The sequence below is a fragment of the Acinetobacter sp. ANC_7588 genome, assembly GCF_056783995.1.
Genome location: NZ_JBWYIU010000006.1, coordinates 128,465 through 146,183 on the forward strand (window position 1 = coordinate 128,465; position 17,719 = coordinate 146,183).

Consider the following 17,719-nt stretch of genomic DNA (forward strand, 5'->3'; position numbering starts at 1 on the left):
TGCCTGCAACTTATCGTAGGGGATTATGCTGTTGCTTTCGTTTTAATCGTGGATTTAAGTTTGAGTTGTTGTATTAAATCATAAATATGATGAATATTTAAGCTGCTTTTTGCTCGTGTACATGCAACATAAAGTAAACGTAATTCTTCATCGCTAATTTTATGTTCTAGTCCATTAATTTTAAATTGGTAATCATCTTCTAAATGCACACGATTCCACTCTAAACCTTTGGCTTTATGAGCGGTTGAGATTACATAGTCCGCTTGTTCAATGGGTGTGATTTTGGCAAGAGCTCGTTTGAGTGGATCTGTACCATGTTCATCAACCAATTTAACCAAAGGCTTGATGTCGCTACCATCATTTGTTTCACAATATTCATGCACATCATGCCAAGAGTTAAACCAAGCTAACTCTGGAACGTCCGTTACTCTTTTACCTTGTTTAAGTAAGCTTGCAGCGTCAACAAAGCGATTTAATTTCGCATGATCGGCTTGCAGGCTCACTTTGTCCCCTTGAACTAATCCTGAGAGTAAAAGTTCCATTGCGCGTGCGTTAGTACGGCACAAAATCGCATCTCGCATTTTGGTATGAGGCTTGTTGACGACTTTTGATTGGAGTTCGGGGTTGCCAATCAACGGAACAGTCTCATTGAGTGCGCCTAATAAGTGATTAGCAACTTCAGCGATATCATCACCAAAACGGAATGAAGTGGTTAGGCGCGATTCGGGTAAAGGCATTTGTTGCATCGCATTGACTGCCCCACGCCATGCATAAATTTGTTGATGTGCATCGCCGACATAGATGACTTGCGTACTTTTTTGCTTGAGTAAAATCCCTAGCATGAGTGGGTCAGCATCCTGTGCTTCATCAAACAATACATAGTCTGCGGGTATAAAAGGATCTGATAAAGCCCATAATTTGAGATAGATATCATGCCCAATGCCAGCCTGATGATTAGGGTCGATTGATTCTAACCAACGACGTTCGACTGCAGGATAGAGGTGTTGCTGTAATACCGCAATATCGTCAGCATGTAGCCAACTTGGTGCTTGAATATGTCGGGGTGCAGGATATTGCGAGCTTGTTGAACAGAAATAACTAACAGCATTAGCAACTAAGCCCGCCAAACGACTAGGCATAAGCGCATATTTTTCGTAACGCCCCCCCATGAGTCGGCGTAATGTGATGGGTTGCAAACGGTATTCTTTGGCAATAAAGCTCGGGCTCAAGCGTGGGAGTCTAAGTTTATCTGTCACTCCACGTGGAACGCTTCGAAATGCTAAAGAGTGGAATGTACGACAATCCACGCGCTGATGAAATTTTTGTTGAGCCTCGCTGGCAATCGCTTTGTTAAAGGCAAGATACATACCGCGACGCTGTTGCATCGCATCACTGACTAATTTAAGCGTTGTTGTTTTACCTGTACCTGCATAGGCAATCACTTTGAAGGATTGACCAGATTGCGCTTGTTGAATCGCAATTTCTTGTTCTAAGGTAGGTTTGACAATGACAGACACAGGTTGATAAATCTTCAATGGTTTTAAAAATGATCAGTGAGTATAGCAAGAATTTACAAAGGGGAGAGTTCAATCTTCTTCTTTTTGGATGGGGAGTCTTCGGCGACTTAAAAAGCCGAATTAAATAAAAAAGCCATGTTTGAACATGGCTTTAAAGAGTAAATTAATGCGTGCGATTTGCTTTTTCAACAAGTCCTGACAGACCCTGACGTCGTGCAAGCTCATTTAAAACGAGTTGAATATCAAGATCGAAGTAACCCAGCATCACTATGGTATGGAACCAAACATCAGCAACTTCATAAATTAAATCATTTTGGTGATCCAGCGTCGCTTCTTGTTTGAAATCTTTAGCAGCTATTACCGTTTCAAAACTTTCTTCACCAATTTTTTCAAGTATTTTATTGAGACCTTTATGATAAAGCTTTGCCACATAAGAAGAGTCAGGATCTGCAGATTTACGTTCTGCCATCATTTGACCAAGATAATGTAATACATCGACTTGCTCAGCTTGAGCTGTTGATGCATTCATCACTTTACTATGCGCATTCTCAGACTTTTCGCCATAAATTTGGTTCGGATCTTTCAATTGAGCGTCTACAATTTCCCAACCGTTTGATGTTAAGCGGCGATAAAAACATGATTCACGTCCCGTATGGCAAGCAATGCCACCATGTTGCTCAATTTGAAGAACGATCACATCAGCATCACAATCTAAACGAATTTCATGCACAGTTTGGAAGTGACCTGATTCTTCGCCTTTATGCCACAATTTGCTGCGTGAACGAGAGTAGTAAACAGCTTGATTTTTTTCTGCTGTAAGTGCCAAAGACTCACGATTCATCCAAGCCACCATCAACACTCGACCTGTTTGATGATGCTGAGCAATGGCAGGGATTAAACCTTGTTCGTTAAATTTTACTTCATCGAGCCATTGCGTATTGTTCATAAGGATTTCACCAGAATTAAATGAGACACTACAAAATTGTAGGTCATTAGTTTAAGCGAATAAATCTTTGTAGGGGAGAGTAGAAATTAATTTATTTAAGATCTTGCATGTATTCTTCAAAGTTTTGCTTATGGATCATTTCTAGGAATGCATCCCCTAATCGTTGACTTTCAGCTACAGACTGTTTCCAAAGCTCGATTCGTTTTTTTTGATCAAGCCCTTTCAGTGTGAAATCTTTGCGATCAGGAAGACGTCCTAAAGGAAGCGATCTTAAATAAGACTCAGAGGGTGAAATCAATACGGTTCGTGCTTGATATTCAGCATTAGATCTACGTTTTTTGAGGAACTTATCGAACCAACCAGGTGTTATTTGATCTGTAAAATGAGGGTAGAGGACAATCCCATGACTCGGTAAAGGTAGATCAATATGATAATCGATTAGCCCGCCATCACGATAAGCAGCGACATCTGCACCTTCGATATTTCTGACCGCCGGCATCAAAAATGGAATGGATGCAGATGCCATTAACCAATCTTCTAAATTTTTTTCAGTCAACGCATAATCAAGGTGTTCGAATTCATTTTTGATGAGTGAAAGTCGTGAAGCGTTGTGTGGTTGGGCAATTGTACGTTGCATGAAGTGCCCAATTTTAGCTCTCGAAAAAGTATTGAGACCGATAATGCCAGCGACTGCACGGGCCAGCATAAGAGGGTGATCACTTTGAAATTTTTTCGATGACTTTACTGCCAAAATAGCCAGATGGTAGTCGGGATGATCAATAATTTGATTGGTTTTACCTTGAAGGAGGGCTTTAAGCATGCCGCGACAGACATCTCCAACTTCAAGAATATTCATCTTAGGTCGAAATTCAAGATGGGTATATAAGTCTGCTAATTTGGATGTGCCTGCTTGTGCACCATGCGCTGCAATACTTGCAAAACGCCAACTCCCAATGGATGAGCCTATTAAAGTTCGCTTTTTCGGTGCTTGAGCAAAGAACTCACCAAAAACAGCTTGGTCCAATCCTTGAATTCCAATACCTTTAGGACCACCTGCTGCTCCAGGAACAAAATCAACCGCACTGGCTTGTAAACCTTGTTCTTCAAGGACCTGTTTTGCTTTATAACCTACATGAATATTCAAGCAAGGTTGAGTGTTCTTGAGGATATGTGTCATAAGCAATTCAGCGACTAAAAACCTATTGAGGTAGCAAGTTTTGACATGAGATAGTGAACTTATTTCACCATACGCCAAATGGCAATAAAAGATGCCAACACAATTAAAATCATGGAAATAAACCATGGTGCGATCACAGCGATTGAGAGCAGAATTGCGATTACACTTCCGAAAATCCAACTACGCTTTTGCTGATGCTCCATTTGCAAGCGCAGCGTTTGAAGTTCATTCAATTGTTTAGCATGCCATGCAGACTGATTTTTTAAACCGTTAAGACTGTCAATCAGTAAAGTCGGTAAATCCTGAGCGCCCAATAACAAGTCTGGGATTTTTTGTCCTAATTCTTTAATATTTTTTTGAGGATTCATTTGGGCTTTAACCCAATCCGTTAGAATTGGCTTTGCTAACTTCCAAATATCTAATTCAGGATAAAGGTCTGTACCTAAGCCTTCAACATGCACTAAGGTTTTAAGCAATAACATCAGTTGCGGTGGGATTTCTAAATGAAAACGTCGAGCGATGTCCATCACTTGGATCAATATGCCTGCGAAATCTAACTCATGCATCGGTTTCGAAACCATAGGTCCTACTGTACGACGCATTTCACGTGCTAAAGCATCTTGATCCGTGCCTGGTGGAATCCAACCTGCTTGATGCACAATCTGAATCAATTGCATGAAATCACTGTTCATGACTGCCAGCAACATACGTGCTATCGTCATTTGATCATGCTTGGAAAGCTCGCCCATGATGGCGCAATCGAGCGCAATAAATCTTGGGTTTTGCGGATTAATCGTTTCTACGAAAACATTACCCGGATGCATATCTGCATGGAAAAAATTATCGCGAAACACTTGAGTAAAAAAGATTGTTAAGCCTTTTTCTGCTAAGTCTGCACGATTCATTCCTAAACGATCAAAGGTCGCAGTATCTGAGATAGGCACACCAGTGATACGCTCTGCCACCATTACATCCGGACTATCCATATATACTTCAGGCACATACATCATGCTTGAGCCAGTAAAATAATGGCGCATACGTCGTGTATTTTCGGCTTCAAGAGTCAAATCGAGTTCATTTAAAATGATTTGACGATAATCTTGAATAATTTCTGATAGATGTAAAGCACGGGCAGCTTCTAGCCTTTTTTCTAAATAGTGACCAAGCCATTCTAAAATTTCAAAATCTTGAATAATTTGAGCACGTATATTCGGGCGAGTTACTTTCACGACAACTTCACGCCCATCGTGAAGAGCAGCGGTATGTACTTGGGCAATTGAAGCAGCAGCTAGCGGCTTATCATCGAAGCGCTCAAATAATGTGGAAACATCTGCTTTAAGTGATTCTTGAATTCTTTGCTTAGCCACACCAAGATCGAAAGGTTTAACACGATCTTGTAATAACACCAATTGTTGTAATATTTCTGGTGGAATTAGATCGCGACGCGTAGAGAGGAGCTGCCCTAATTTAATTGCGAGTGGCCCCATTTCTTCTAAAGCTTCTTTAAGCTTTAAAGGATTTTTACGTTCTCGACTAGAAAGTGCAGCAGGATGCAAACGTATAAGATTCAGTAGGGGGCGAACCTTTGCAGGAATATCTTCCGCAGGAACCAACGTGTCGATTCTATAGTGCGCAGCTATACGCCAAAGTTCGATTAAACGTCTAATGTGCGGAATCATATATGCAATTACCTGAAATCTACGAAGGGTTAAATTTTGATTTTAAAAGCTGAATTTTTGCTTCTAGTCGATCAATATCTTGATTAAGCTGGCGAGTTCCGTGGAGAAGATCGTCCATTTGCCAACGTGGTGCGAATAGTCCGGTATCTTCTTTTAAAAAGTCTTCCGCAAAAAAAAGATGAGATTGAAGTGACTTAATTAAATGTTGTGGTGCTAATTGAACCTTGCCGATTTGACTTGCAAGATTAGGTCCGATCCAATCACTCAATTGCGAAGCGAGGTCTGGCTCAGCATTTTGTATAATTTTTTGAATGTCTTGCAGAAGGTGATAGTCACCTTGAACGGGGATATTGCCAATGTCATCTGCTAGAAATAGTTTGCACAAGTCGACCACATTATTAACATGCAATGTGGAATCTGCTTCAGTAATCGTGTGAGCTTGCTCCCAAGGCCGCTGTTCGAAAATAGAGGGTTGAGTGCTATGACCTGTTACTGTTGGTTCTAAACGAACTTTATTTTCATCAAAAAACACATCAACGGAAAGTTGTGGCGCATCGATCACAACACGAAGCATTTTCCCTTGTAATTGGTTAAATTGGATACGAGTAATCGCATCCAAATTAATCCAATGATGTATGGTTTTTTCAACTGCACCCAGTGCTAAGATTGACCACATGACGAAGTGCTACCTGCGGTTAGAGTTTAAAACCACGGTGAACTGCAACAATACCACCTGTTAAATTGTGATAATCGCAGTTTTGGAAGCCCGCATTTTCCATCATGCTTTTCAATGTGCGTTGGTCTGGGTGCATACGAATTGATTCAGCAAGATATTTATAACTTTCAGCATCATTTGCCACAATTTTACCCATGATTGGTAAAGCAGTGAATGAGTACAAATCATAGAGTTTTGAGAAAGGCTCAAAGACTGGTTTTGAAAACTCTAATACAAGTAAGCGACCACCTGGTTTAAGTACACGATACATTGCTGCAAGTGCTGCATCTTTGTCTGTTACATTACGTAGACCAAAACTGATGGTGAGTAAATCAAAACTGTTGTCTTCGAAAGGCTCGAGGGTTTCAGCATTCGCCAGTACAAAATCAACGTTGGTACAACCCGCGTCGATCAGACGGTCGCGACCTACATTCAGCATGGATTCATTAATATCAGATAATACAACATGCCCAGTAGGACCAACTTCACGGCTAAATACTTTCGCTAAATCACCAGTACCACCAGCGATATCTAAAACGCGTTGCCCACGGCGAACGCCAGACATATTAATGGCAAAACGTTTCCACAAACGATGAATACCAAATGACATTAAGTCATTCATAATGTCGTATTTTGCGGCAACTGAATGGAAAACTTCAGCGACTTTTTGCGCTTTCTCTTCAGAATTTACGGTTTTATAACCGAAGTGTGTCGTTGGTCCAACGTTTCCAGTATTCGCACCACGTGGCAAATTATATTTCGGCACTGAAGAATGTACTGGCGTATCTATCAGTTGCTCTTGTAGCGATTGTTGCTGACCTTGAGGTGCGCCAGTTGGTAATGGATCTGTTAAAAAAGGACTCACGTTGTCTTTATTATTTGCCGGCTCAACCTGAGCATGAGGCTGTTGATTTTCATTAGACATTCGAGTCACTCCTGAACACAAATAATATTAAATCTGAATTAAACTGCATAATGACAGATTCTTCAGTTTTTTTCAGTCTAGATTATGCAATTGATATGAATAATATACAGAATTAAAGCGAAGTTTCATCCATGAAATGAGAAGATGTTCTTTTATTTTCGATATTCTGACCAGACGCTTTTACGCTTTTTCGGCTGATCAGAATCTTTGCTAATGATTTCTAATTAAGCGATTTGGAAGGGATTTTCTTTCCCTGAGTGGACATTATTTACAATGATTCGCTCTTTTTCTGTAAAACTCCGAATAAAGGTCGCAGCCGATTTCATTGGTTTCATAGCGACAAAGCCTTCACCAATAAAGTCATACATCAGTTCAAAATTATATTTGCTTGCTGCACCTTTACACATTTTAAACGCTGTGTGCATGATGAATGAACGCATGTATTTGTCCAGACTCAGACCGAGCTCATCCAACAGATTGAGTTGTTCATGGCGCGCTTGCTCTTGATCTAAAGCCACTAAAGTTTCACGCATCATTTCATCAGTAATTGGTTGGTCTTTTGGATAATGTTGGAGTAAATACTGTGAAACTTGTTCATCCAGTTGCATCGCCAAGACCGCCAGTCCTACAGATTTTAACCCAGTTTTAATGGCATTTTCTGGAATGATTTTTTCAGCTTTGTGTGCGTATTTTAGTAAACGTTCGATTTGCAATGCTAGGTCATCAAATTCAGGGCCACCATAAAGACGGTTAATAAAATATTGAGCCATCAGCTTATTTTTGTCTTCAGCGAATAACTCAGCATGTGTGTGAAGTATGCGCTGTTTTAGCCAATTTTGAGCATCATTTAACCTTTGTTTAAGTACCGGATCCTGATGATAATTGAGTTGTTTGTATTGTTCTAAAAGTTGATCTAATGCAGCAAGTTTGGACATGTTCTAGCTCAATTAAAAGGACTGAAAAAAGCATAATAGGTTGGATTGCGCTCGACTATGACTGTTGAAATCTAAAATAAAACCTTTCAGGTCAGTCATGGATGAAAAGACAATTGCAATAAATTGTACCTGAAGATTTAAGTTGATACTGTTCCTTGCGTATACTGTCGAAAATACAATAATTTTGAGTGGGCTATGTCTGAACCAAAACAACAATTTGATAAAAATACTGATCAACCCGAAGATAAGAACAAAATATTTGATGCAGATCAGATCAATTTAGACTTAATTGAAGCGCAATATGCTCTCAAAGATACACGTGGTAAGAAAAATGCCAAAAGCTTAGTGGTGTTGGTAAGTGGCATTGAGTTAGCAGGTAAAGGAGAATCGGTTAAGCAATTAAGAGAATGGGTTGATCCACGATATTTGAAAGTCAAAGCTGACCCTCCTCACCTTATTCAGCCGAATATCCCATATTGGCAACCTTATGCACGTTATATTCCTGCTGAAGGACAAATGATCGTCATGTTTGGAAATTGGTATAGTGATCTTTTAGCCACATCCTTACATGTTTCAAAACCATTTGATGAAACCATGTTCGAAAATTATTTGCAGCAAATGCAAAGCTTTGAGCAGGATTTAAAAAATAATCATGTTGATGTCGTGAAAGTTTGGTTTGATTTATCGTGGAAATCATTACAGAAGCGTTTAGATAAAATTGAACCTTCGGAGCAGCGTTGGCATAAATTGCATGGGCTGGATTGGCGCAATAAAAAACAATATGAAAATGTACAACGATTGCGTCAAAAATTTACCCAAGACTGGGTCATTATCGATTGTGAAGATGAAGTATGTCGTGATCAGAAATTCGCAGAAGTTGTATTAGCGCGACTGAAAGATTTGCCAAATCATCCTCAAAAAAAGCGCCAAAAATGGCATCAAGCGGATATCCCAGAAATTTTAACGTCCCCCAATGAAGCAGTACTTGAAAAAGATCAGTATAAGGCTGAACTCAAGAAACTGACCAAGAAGGTCGCTGAAGCATTACGCGCAGAAGGACAAAAAACGGTGATCGTTTTTGAGGGGGTGGATGCCGCAGGTAAAGGTGGTGCGATCAAGCGTATTGTGAAAAAGCTCGATCCAAGAGAATATGGAATTTATAACATTTCTGCGCCCGAAAAGTATGAATTGGCGCGGCCTTATCTCTGGCGTTTTTGGAATAAACTGCTTGAAGATGAAAAAATCTCGATTTTCGATCGCTCTTGGTATGGTCGTGTATTGGTGGAAAGAGTTGAAGGTTTTGCAACGGATGTGGAGTGGAAACGTGCATATGATGAGATTAATCGCTTTGAAAAAGATCTAGTAGATACGCAAACAGTCGTTATTAAGTTTTGGTTGGCCATCAGTCAAGAAGAGCAAGCCAATCGTTTCAAAGCACGAGAGGAAACACCGCATAAGCGTTTTAAAATTACGGCTGAAGATTGGCGTAATCGCAAACGTTGGGATGATTATTTATTGGCTGCAGCAGACATGCTCCACCGAACAAATACCGAAGATGCGCCGTGGTATATCATTGCTACCAATGATAAATATACTGCACGCCTTGAAATTTTGAAGGCAATTTTGAAACAATTAAAAGTAGATGTTTATAACTGATGAGAGATATAAATAAAGCCCTTACAGGGCTTTATTTATACGTCTAAGGTTTTATGTGTTAAGCGTATTTCACAACATTTGCTTGTTGTTTTTGTTGAATGCTTTTGGCAAGTTTATAGCTTTCTTCAACATGAGCCTCAGCCACTTTTTTCATGACAATATAACCCAAGCTAGCTGCAATAATTGAACCGCCCAATGGAATAAACTTAGTCACTTGCTTGGTCAACACTTTGGCTGCCATATTGTTCAGCGAAGCTTTAGCGGCAGTACGAGCCACGACTAGACCAGAAAACTCGAAACCGCGTTTGCGTAGTTCGTTCCAATGGATTTTTTTGGTTTGAGGATCAAAGACGCTGATTTGTTCAGGAGCTAAGCCAAAGCGAGCATTAATTTCTGGAATTAAAATTGACAACATACCTACGTCAATCACAACATCTAAAAAGGGCACAGGAATGACAGCAACACCTGCTGAAACATAAGAGCGTTTTTTGACGAGTTCAAGACATTCATCTCGAATTTGTTCTAAATTTAAATTTGGGTCGATTGTTTCTGGAATTTTATCAATTTTCATTTATTTATCACCTAATCAAAGTCTATGGTTCTCGATCCATCACATGATGAACATAGCGCGAGATGAAAGTTTTATTAAAGTCATAAAGTAAAAGTGACATAGTCAGATTAAGATGTATAGTAATTTATGTTTATGATTTTGTTCACACAACTTCATAACGTGTTCGTTGTATGGTGAAAGGGACCTTATGGGAATTCATGTAATTCAAAGTCAGCGCATTGAAGTTTTGGTACAAGGCATCATCACAACTCAAAAGCGTCCCACGAACAACCCATTTGCAGTCCTACAGCAACAACATTTTGTGGTGCCTTCTGCGGCAATGCAAGAGTGGTTAACCCAACGGTTATCTGAGCACCAAGGCATCAGTGCAAATACATTTTTCCATCAACGAATTCGTGGCTTTCAGTGGTATGCCTACCAGCAAATTCTGAGTGACAAAGATAAAGTGCGTAAAGCGAATATTCCACGTCTGATTATGAAGTGGCGTATTTTCCAAGCGCTCAAACCTTTTATACAGTGTGGGCATAATCAGCTTGAGGTTGAACATCCTTTATTCCCATTAATCACACGTATCTATGACAGCGCAGCACGTATTGAACAGTCAAATGAACAATATCGAAAAAAAATGAGCATGTTGTATTGGGTGTCTGATCAAGTGTCAAAATTGTTCAGCCATTACATGATTTATCGAGCAGATTGTCGTCGAGGATGTGAATATGATTGTCGTTGTCCTGAAAATTGGATTCAGGTATGGGGGCGTAATGAAGCACTCAATATTGAACAACAATTACAATATTTAAATGATCAAGATTCCAGTTTTAAATTTTCGCAGGCACAACAATTAGAGGCTTGGCAACGTTGGTTATGGCTCAATATTTTTCATGAAGACTTTGTTGAAATGCAAAGTATTGATCATGATTTTTGGGCTGTACTTCGTGATGAACAGCAACAGAAAATAGCCCTCAAAAAACTACCACAGCAACTGATCGTTTTTACACTCTTGGATTTACCACCAAGTCAATTACAGTTTTTGCGCCGTTTGGGTCAGTACATTGATGTGTTGATTTTGCATTACAATCCCTCACAAGAATATTGGGCGGATAGTGTCGATCCGAATTGGAAAAAACAATATGACTTAAAGCTTAAAGAGCGATATATCGAAAAGTTTCAGCAAAAGCATCAAAGAAAACCAGCTGATAATGAAATTGAGCAGTTTTTTGAGAATTTTAGTCTGAGCTTTAATGGGCTGGCACGTGAGTCCAGACATCCCTTATTAACACGAATGGGCAAGCAGGCACGTGATCACTTTTCTCTGTTGTCTAACCTTTCCTCTGGTGATGAGGGGCAATGGATAGATGCTTTTGTGGATGAAGCACCGCAGCATTTACTGAGCCAATTGCAATCAGATATTTTACATTTGGTTGAACCTCAAGCTCAAAGTTATGTATTAGATCCAGCAGACGATTCAATCCACATTCATGTTTGTCATTCCGCTGTACGACAGCTTGAAGTCTTAAAAGATCAATTGACCCGATGGCTTGCTCAGTCAACAGCAGAAGCACCACGCCGTCCGAGTGATATTTTAGTTCTTGCGCCTGATCTGAAACAAATTGAGCCTTTGATACGGAGTGTGTTTCCGCAAAAAAATACTGCAACAGGTGTTTATCTGCCAGTAAAGCTAGCTGGTATCACGCAGTTAGATACAGTATTGGCATGGCGTTCAGTGTTAGGGCGAATTGAACTGATACAAAGTCGATTTACCATTGATGATTTTGCTGATTGGTTGAACTTAGCAGCGACCCAAGTGAGATATTGCTTAGACATTAACGGGACTGAGCGCATCTTATCTTTGTTGAGACAAGTGGGATTTCGACGAGGTTTGGATGAACAACATCTGCAAAAAACATTGGCGGAGTATGATCAAGACTATCGGTTCAGTTTTAAGTATGCCTTAGATCGTTTGGTGCTGGGTGTTGCTGTTCCAGTTCATGCGATGTTTGAGGAGACCTTAAGTTCTCATATAGTGGACTCGGGTGATTTTCACTTAATTGCCACGCTCATTGAAATATATAAGCACTTTACAGAGCGTCGAGATTGGCTCACGACGATTGAAATCGAAAGTGAACAAGAGACGTCAGAGCATGTTGAATTTTGGCTCAATCGTTTAATTTTAGAAGTTAATGAGTTTGAAAGCGCTGGTGTAAGCTCGTTAGAGATGATTAAAGAGATTATTCAAAAGCAAATAAGAATGCTAACGCTGGCAAATTTCTATGAAGAACATGATCAAGCCATTCTTAAAAACATACGTTTGCCTTTGAGCTATATTCTGACTGAAATCCAAAGCACCCTTGAATCGCAACTTGATTATGCATTGCCAACTGGACAAATTACATTTAGTCAAATTGGTTTGATTCGGCCAATACCGTATAAGTTAATTGTCATGATGAATTTAGACGGGGGGAAGTTTCCAAATCGGGAGAGCCATTTACCTTTTGATTTAATGGATTTACTCAAGCCAATGATTGGTGATCGATCACGTTTAGACGATGATCAAGGTGCTTTTTTAGACGCTTTGTTATTGGCCAAAGATAATCTCTGGCTATTCTATAATGGTTTTGATGTAGCCGATGGTGAAGTACGAGATCCATCGAGTAGTGTTCAGGAATTACTCCAACATCTCGCGTGGATCATAAAAACATCAGATCAATCTTCCTCGAATCCTCTCATTGATATTGATGGCATTCAAGTTCATCAGAATTTGAGCACACTCTACACGGTACATCCTTTGCAACCCTTTGATCCTGATGGTTTTCAGCAACAGCATCAGCGCTATGAAGATGAATGGTATGCCGTGGCTTCTAACCTCAATCGTCAGGATCAACGTGGTCATAGAGAGGCTTGGATTAATACCACGCTTGAATTGAATCAGGACATCATGGTCTTGGATGCTGAACAATGGATCAAAGATATTTGTTTTCCTGCGCGTCTTTATTTAAAAACCTTAGGCGTATCTAATTTAAAGGATCAGGATTTACCTGAGGTGAATGAGCCGTTGTTATTAGATGGATTGGCACGATACTCTATTCGTGACTTTTTACAACAGCAGCCAAATGTTTCGAAGCTTCAGACTGAATTACTCAGTGACCAGCTTCCTGTCGGCAAATTACAAGAAGTCAGTTTGAAAATGAGTCTGTTAGAACATCAACAGTTATTAAAAAGGCAAATGTACTATATTGATGAGCCGACCAAAATCACTCAGCGCGTCATAGCAATAGATGATATACAGCTTCAAGTGACCGTTCCTCAAGGGAATGAGATGAGCTGGGTGAGTGTTTCAACATCCAGTGCACGCGCACAACGACGAGCACATGTATGGTTAGAATACTTACTTTGGTTAAGTTATCGAGACTTACCAGATCACCTTGCAACTGAAATGCAGCGCATCCAAATCTTTAGCGATAAAACGATCATCTGTACTGGCCTGACGACGAAACAAGCTCAGGATATGCTTTCCCAATGGATTCAGGCATATAAACAAGCTCAGATAGAGCCTCTCGTTTTACCTGCAGCATTGCTGATGAAACTTGCGGTAGATGGAAAAGCATTAGAATGGGTCACTGATGAAGAGGGTCATCAGCAGTTAAACAACTTCGATAAGCTATTAAATGAGTGGAATAAAAGCGATGCCTTTCTGAGTTATAGTTTAAATGACAGCGAAGAAAGTCATTTGCACCGAGATTGGCAGTATATTTTACAAGATTTAGATGCTGAGCATCTATTAAAACAAGCGTGTGATCAGTTTGCTTATGTCTTATATCAGCCGATATATATGTATCAATCGGAGGCTGAAATATGAGTCAAAAGCCTATAGTCTCATATCAGCCAATTGTGGATATGCATTTCACTGGATTGCATTGGATTGAGGCTTCTGCGGGGACTGGAAAAACGTATACGCTCTCCAGCCTCATGGTCAGAATTTTATTAGAAGAATATTTACCAAAGCAGATTATTGCGACGACATTTACACGCAAAGCAGCGGCTGAATTGAAAAGTCGAATTCGTGCACGTTTAATCGAGGTACTTGGACTTTTAGAGTCATGTCGTGAGTTAACTCAAGATCAAGTTCAAGCGCGTGCAAAATTAGAATCAGATATTTTATATCAAGTGATTTTAAATCAATTTTCTGGCTTGATTGCACATGCGTGTGCACGTTTAAAACTGGTAATAGATCAGCTTGAAGAACTCTTTGTTGGGACCTTAGATAGCTTTAGCCAAAAGCTTCTTCGTGAGTTTGCATTTGAGAGCGGTAAAATTGAACGAATGCAAATCACCAATGATGCAAAACAATATACGGTTGAGTTAATTCATGATGAATTACGGGCATGGATTCAACAGCAGCCTCAATCAACTGTAGATTATTTGTTGCTTAAGAAAAAAATTAAGTCACAAGATGCTTATATCGATTTAATTGAAACCAGTTTGAATTTTTCCTCTGCTTATTTCAAAGCAGTGCCAGCGCCGACCATAGATGTAGATGCTTTCAAAACTCATGCAGAGCGCTTCATGCAGATCGAGCTTGAAACGCTTGATTCATTAACAGACTTTTATGATCCTGAAGGGCAGTATTATGCTGTAGTCGCAAAGAAGTGGCGCGATCAAGATAAATTAAAAATTACACTCACGCAGTTGTTGCCTGAATTCCATGATCAAGTTAAATCCCAAGGCATTGAAGTCATTTTTGCGTCGCATCTCAGCACTCATCTTAGTCAGTTGAATGAATTGAGAAAAAAAGTTCTCAATAAATGTCCCGTGGATGTTTTGGCGGCATTTGAGCAACATCCTATTATTGTTGAACTTGCTGAGTTTTTTAAACACTTTGATAAGCTCAACCAACAACTCGAGCATTTGGAGAGTTATTTACAATATTATTTAGCACAACAAGTAAAACAACGTTTGCCAGAATTGCTACAGCAAAAATCAGAAACCACATTCTCACAGCAAATTCGAACTTTGGCCGAAGCATTGCAGGGAGCGCAAGGTCAGGAGTTTGCAAAGTACGTTCACGCGCGTTACCCACTTGTTTTAGTGGATGAGTTTCAGGATACCAACCAAGATCAAGATGATATGTTGGCGCAGATTTGGAGACATCCAAGTCGCGTGAAGCAGGGTTGTATGATTATGGTGGGAGACCGTAAGCAAGCGATCTACGGTTTCCGCGGTGGAGACATGCTCACGTTCCTAAAAGCATATCAAGATGTTGAAACTAAAGCAGGGCGTTTTTACCAACTTGTGCATAATCATCGCTCAGTGAAACCATTGGTCGAAGTCGTCGATGCATTGTTTCAACAACAAATGGATTTTGGTGAACAAGTTGAATATACGCCTGTTACAGCAGGTACTCGACCGCATCCAGGATTGATCCAATCCGGTTTAGAAAATTATGCTCCGCTTCGTTGGGTTCAAGTAAATGATAAGGAACACGAGTTAGAGCAGGTTGCTTGGAAGATACTGGATTTGCTCAATCAGGCTGCCCAAAGTCAGCTATATTTCGAAAAGCAGGGGCAACGTATTGAGCTTCAGGCAGATGATATCGCTGTTTTGTCTCGTAACAATCCTGATTTAGATAAAGTTCATCATCACTTATTGATGTTAGGCATTCCTGTAAATCGACCTTCACGAAAAAGTGTCTTCAAAAGTGGAATTGCTCGAGATGTTGGTGCAATTTTGACAGCCATCATGAATCCATTTGATGAAGCTAAATTAAAGAGAGCTTTACTTACACGATTGATGGGTTTTAATTTACATCGTTTTTTGCAACTTCAAATTCAAGCAGATGGCTTAAGTTTATTTATCACGAAATTTGAAGAAATTCGTGAAATGTGGATGGGCCAAGGCTTTTTAACAGCATGGCAAAGTTTCCTCACAGAATTCAAAGTTTGGACAAACTTGGTTGAGCAATTCAGCTATGACAATGAACGCGAAGTGGTCAATCTACGACACATTTCAGAGTTGTTGAGCCAAAACAGTGATGAGTTAAGAGGTATGCATACCCTTTATCATTGGTATATGCGGCAGCTTTCAAATCCGATGGAAAGAGAGTGGGAAATTGAAAGACAGTTGAGTAATCAAGCGGGCGTTCACCTTTTAACTATTCACCAATCTAAAGGATTGGAGTTTAAGATTGTATTCTTGCTTGGCGCAGATCGTAAACTGTCAGATCGAAGCGAACTTAACTTTTCAATTCGTGAAGTGCAGGATCATGGAACTGGAAAGTCCGTCGCACAACGTGTCGTGGCGTTAAAGCGTGAAGAATTATTGGAACCATTAGAGGTTGAGCAACATGACCAACGTGCTTTGGCAGAGCATCGACGATTATGGTATGTGGCCTTAACTCGAGCACAACACCGCGTTTATTCAATGATGAGTGATCAAAAAGGGCAATCTATTTATGGTTTGGCGTTTTGGCGTGGTCATGGTGCGAACCAATTTCAGCATGCTTTCAGTTTAGATGAGCCATGTTTAGAGCAATGCCCTGAGAAAGTAATCGCAAAAAAAGAACATCATACTGTTCAAATGATTGCGCAGAAATATCCTCAAGTTCATTTTTATCCTAGAGCCAAAACCAGTTTTAGTTATCTCGCACAACATTTGAGTCATCAACAAATTAAAGATCGTATGGCGGCTCAAGATATGATTGAACATCATGCGAGTGATGAGGTCAATGCTGTGACGCTCGTGACTCCATATCAATTTGAGGATTTGGATCATCAACAACCTTTGAGTTGGATTCGTGCTCATTTTCCGATGGGAACATTAGCTGGAAATTTCCTACATGAAATTTTTGAACATATCGATTTTCAAGATCGCCGAGATTGGACATTAGAAATTCGCCGCCGTTTTAAAAATGCCTATTCGAGTTTATGGGAGCAATTATTCGCTAAATTTCAATCAGATTTTCCTCAACATGATGATGCCGAGCAACATCTGTTAGAAATGATGGCTGAATGGTTAGCAGAGGTTTTAGAGACACCTATTCAACCTGAATTTCGACTCAAACAATTAGTACCTGAAGCACATTTGGCTGAATTTCCATTCTATTTGGCTTTAGCAGACCGAATATTTGGTATTCAGCGTATTCAGCAATTATTTTTAGAGTTTGGGCTTAATATGCCCGAATTCAATGCTGCAAATTCAGCACGTTACCTCAATGGTTCAATTGACTTGGTTTATTATGATGGGGAGCGCTATCACATTGCCGACTATAAGAGTAATTATCTCGGAAATCATGTGGAAGACTATTCAGCTCAAGCTATTCAGCTGAGCATGACGCATGCAAGTTATTGGCTACAAGCAGCCCTATATTTGGTGGCATTACATCGCTATTTAAGTATTCATATTGATGACTACAACATCGATCGAGATCTTGGTGGTGCCAGTTATTTATATTTACGTGGGATGAATGGCACTGACCAATATGGATTTAATTATTGGCGTCCTAGTTCAGAATTTATTCTAAGATTAGATGCAATATTGGGCTATTTTGCTGAGGATAAAAACAGCAAAATAGCATGAATATTTAAATGAATTTATTATTAATC

The 17,719-nt window shown here is 39.8% G+C and carries 11 protein-coding genes; 3 read left to right on the forward strand and 8 right to left on the reverse strand.

Features of this window, described 5'->3' with window-relative positions; all coding sequences use genetic code 11:
* Positions 1-23: 23 nt before the first annotated feature.
* The 7 genes from AC1M9J_RS07715 to AC1M9J_RS07745 all read right to left on the reverse strand — a co-directional run bounded on the left by AC1M9J_RS07715 (position 24) and on the right by AC1M9J_RS07745 (position 7,894).
* A complete protein-coding gene (locus tag AC1M9J_RS07715) occupies positions 24-1,517 on the reverse strand; it encodes a UvrD-helicase domain-containing protein (RefSeq protein ID WP_481586744.1) in 1,494 nt (497 codons plus the stop codon).
* Between the two features lie 163 nt (positions 1,518-1,680).
* On the reverse strand, positions 1,681-2,463 hold the full coding sequence (gene hisIE, locus AC1M9J_RS07720) for a bifunctional phosphoribosyl-AMP cyclohydrolase/phosphoribosyl-ATP diphosphatase HisIE (RefSeq protein WP_092767251.1): 783 nt from the start codon (positions 2,461-2,463) through the stop codon (positions 1,681-1,683).
* A 91-nt stretch (positions 2,464-2,554) separates the two neighbouring features.
* The gene (locus tag AC1M9J_RS07725) at positions 2,555-3,640 is read right to left on the reverse strand and encodes a patatin-like phospholipase family protein (RefSeq protein WP_481952109.1); all 1,086 of its coding nucleotides are present in this window, start codon (positions 3,638-3,640) and stop codon (positions 2,555-2,557) included.
* 59 nt (positions 3,641-3,699) lie between these two features.
* Positions 3,700-5,319: an ABC1 kinase family protein gene (locus tag AC1M9J_RS07730; RefSeq protein ID WP_481952110.1), complete on the reverse strand. Its 1,620-nt coding sequence runs from the start codon at positions 5,317-5,319 to the stop codon at positions 3,700-3,702.
* Positions 5,320-5,338: 19 nt separating this feature from the next.
* Positions 5,339-5,995 carry a ubiquinone biosynthesis accessory factor UbiJ gene (locus tag AC1M9J_RS07735; RefSeq protein ID WP_481952111.1) on the reverse strand — a complete coding sequence of 219 codons (657 nt, stop codon included), beginning with the start codon at positions 5,993-5,995 and terminating at the stop codon, positions 5,339-5,341.
* Positions 5,996-6,014: 19 nt separating this feature from the next.
* Positions 6,015-6,959 (reverse strand): bifunctional demethylmenaquinone methyltransferase/2-methoxy-6-polyprenyl-1,4-benzoquinol methylase UbiE, encoded by a 945-nt coding sequence (ubiE, locus tag AC1M9J_RS07740; RefSeq protein WP_481952112.1) that lies wholly within the window; start codon positions 6,957-6,959, stop codon positions 6,015-6,017.
* A gap of 224 nt (positions 6,960-7,183) precedes the next feature.
* The gene (locus tag AC1M9J_RS07745) at positions 7,184-7,894 is read right to left on the reverse strand and encodes a DUF8198 family protein (RefSeq protein WP_481952113.1); all 711 of its coding nucleotides are present in this window, start codon (positions 7,892-7,894) and stop codon (positions 7,184-7,186) included.
* A 195-nt stretch (positions 7,895-8,089) separates the two neighbouring features.
* Between AC1M9J_RS07745 and pap the strand changes: the two genes are divergently transcribed.
* Positions 8,090-9,550 (forward strand): polyphosphate:AMP phosphotransferase, encoded by a 1,461-nt coding sequence (gene pap, locus AC1M9J_RS07750; RefSeq protein WP_481596133.1) that lies wholly within the window; start codon positions 8,090-8,092, stop codon positions 9,548-9,550.
* A 58-nt stretch (positions 9,551-9,608) separates the two neighbouring features.
* Here the strand turns inward: pap and AC1M9J_RS07755 are convergent, their stop codons facing one another.
* On the reverse strand, positions 9,609-10,121 hold the full coding sequence (locus AC1M9J_RS07755) for a hypothetical protein (protein ID WP_035264037.1): 513 nt from the start codon (positions 10,119-10,121) through the stop codon (positions 9,609-9,611).
* A 187-nt stretch (positions 10,122-10,308) separates the two neighbouring features.
* Here AC1M9J_RS07755 and AC1M9J_RS07760 point away from each other — a divergent pair, with 187 nt between their 5' ends.
* The gene (locus AC1M9J_RS07760) at positions 10,309-13,977 is read left to right on the forward strand and encodes an exodeoxyribonuclease V subunit gamma (RefSeq protein WP_481952114.1); all 3,669 of its coding nucleotides are present in this window, start codon (positions 10,309-10,311) and stop codon (positions 13,975-13,977) included.
* On the forward strand, positions 13,974-17,693 hold the full coding sequence (locus tag AC1M9J_RS07765) for a UvrD-helicase domain-containing protein (protein WP_481952115.1): 3,720 nt from the start codon (positions 13,974-13,976) through the stop codon (positions 17,691-17,693). Before AC1M9J_RS07760 ends, AC1M9J_RS07765 begins: the two co-directional genes overlap by 4 nt.
* Positions 17,694-17,719: the final 26 nt, after the last annotated feature.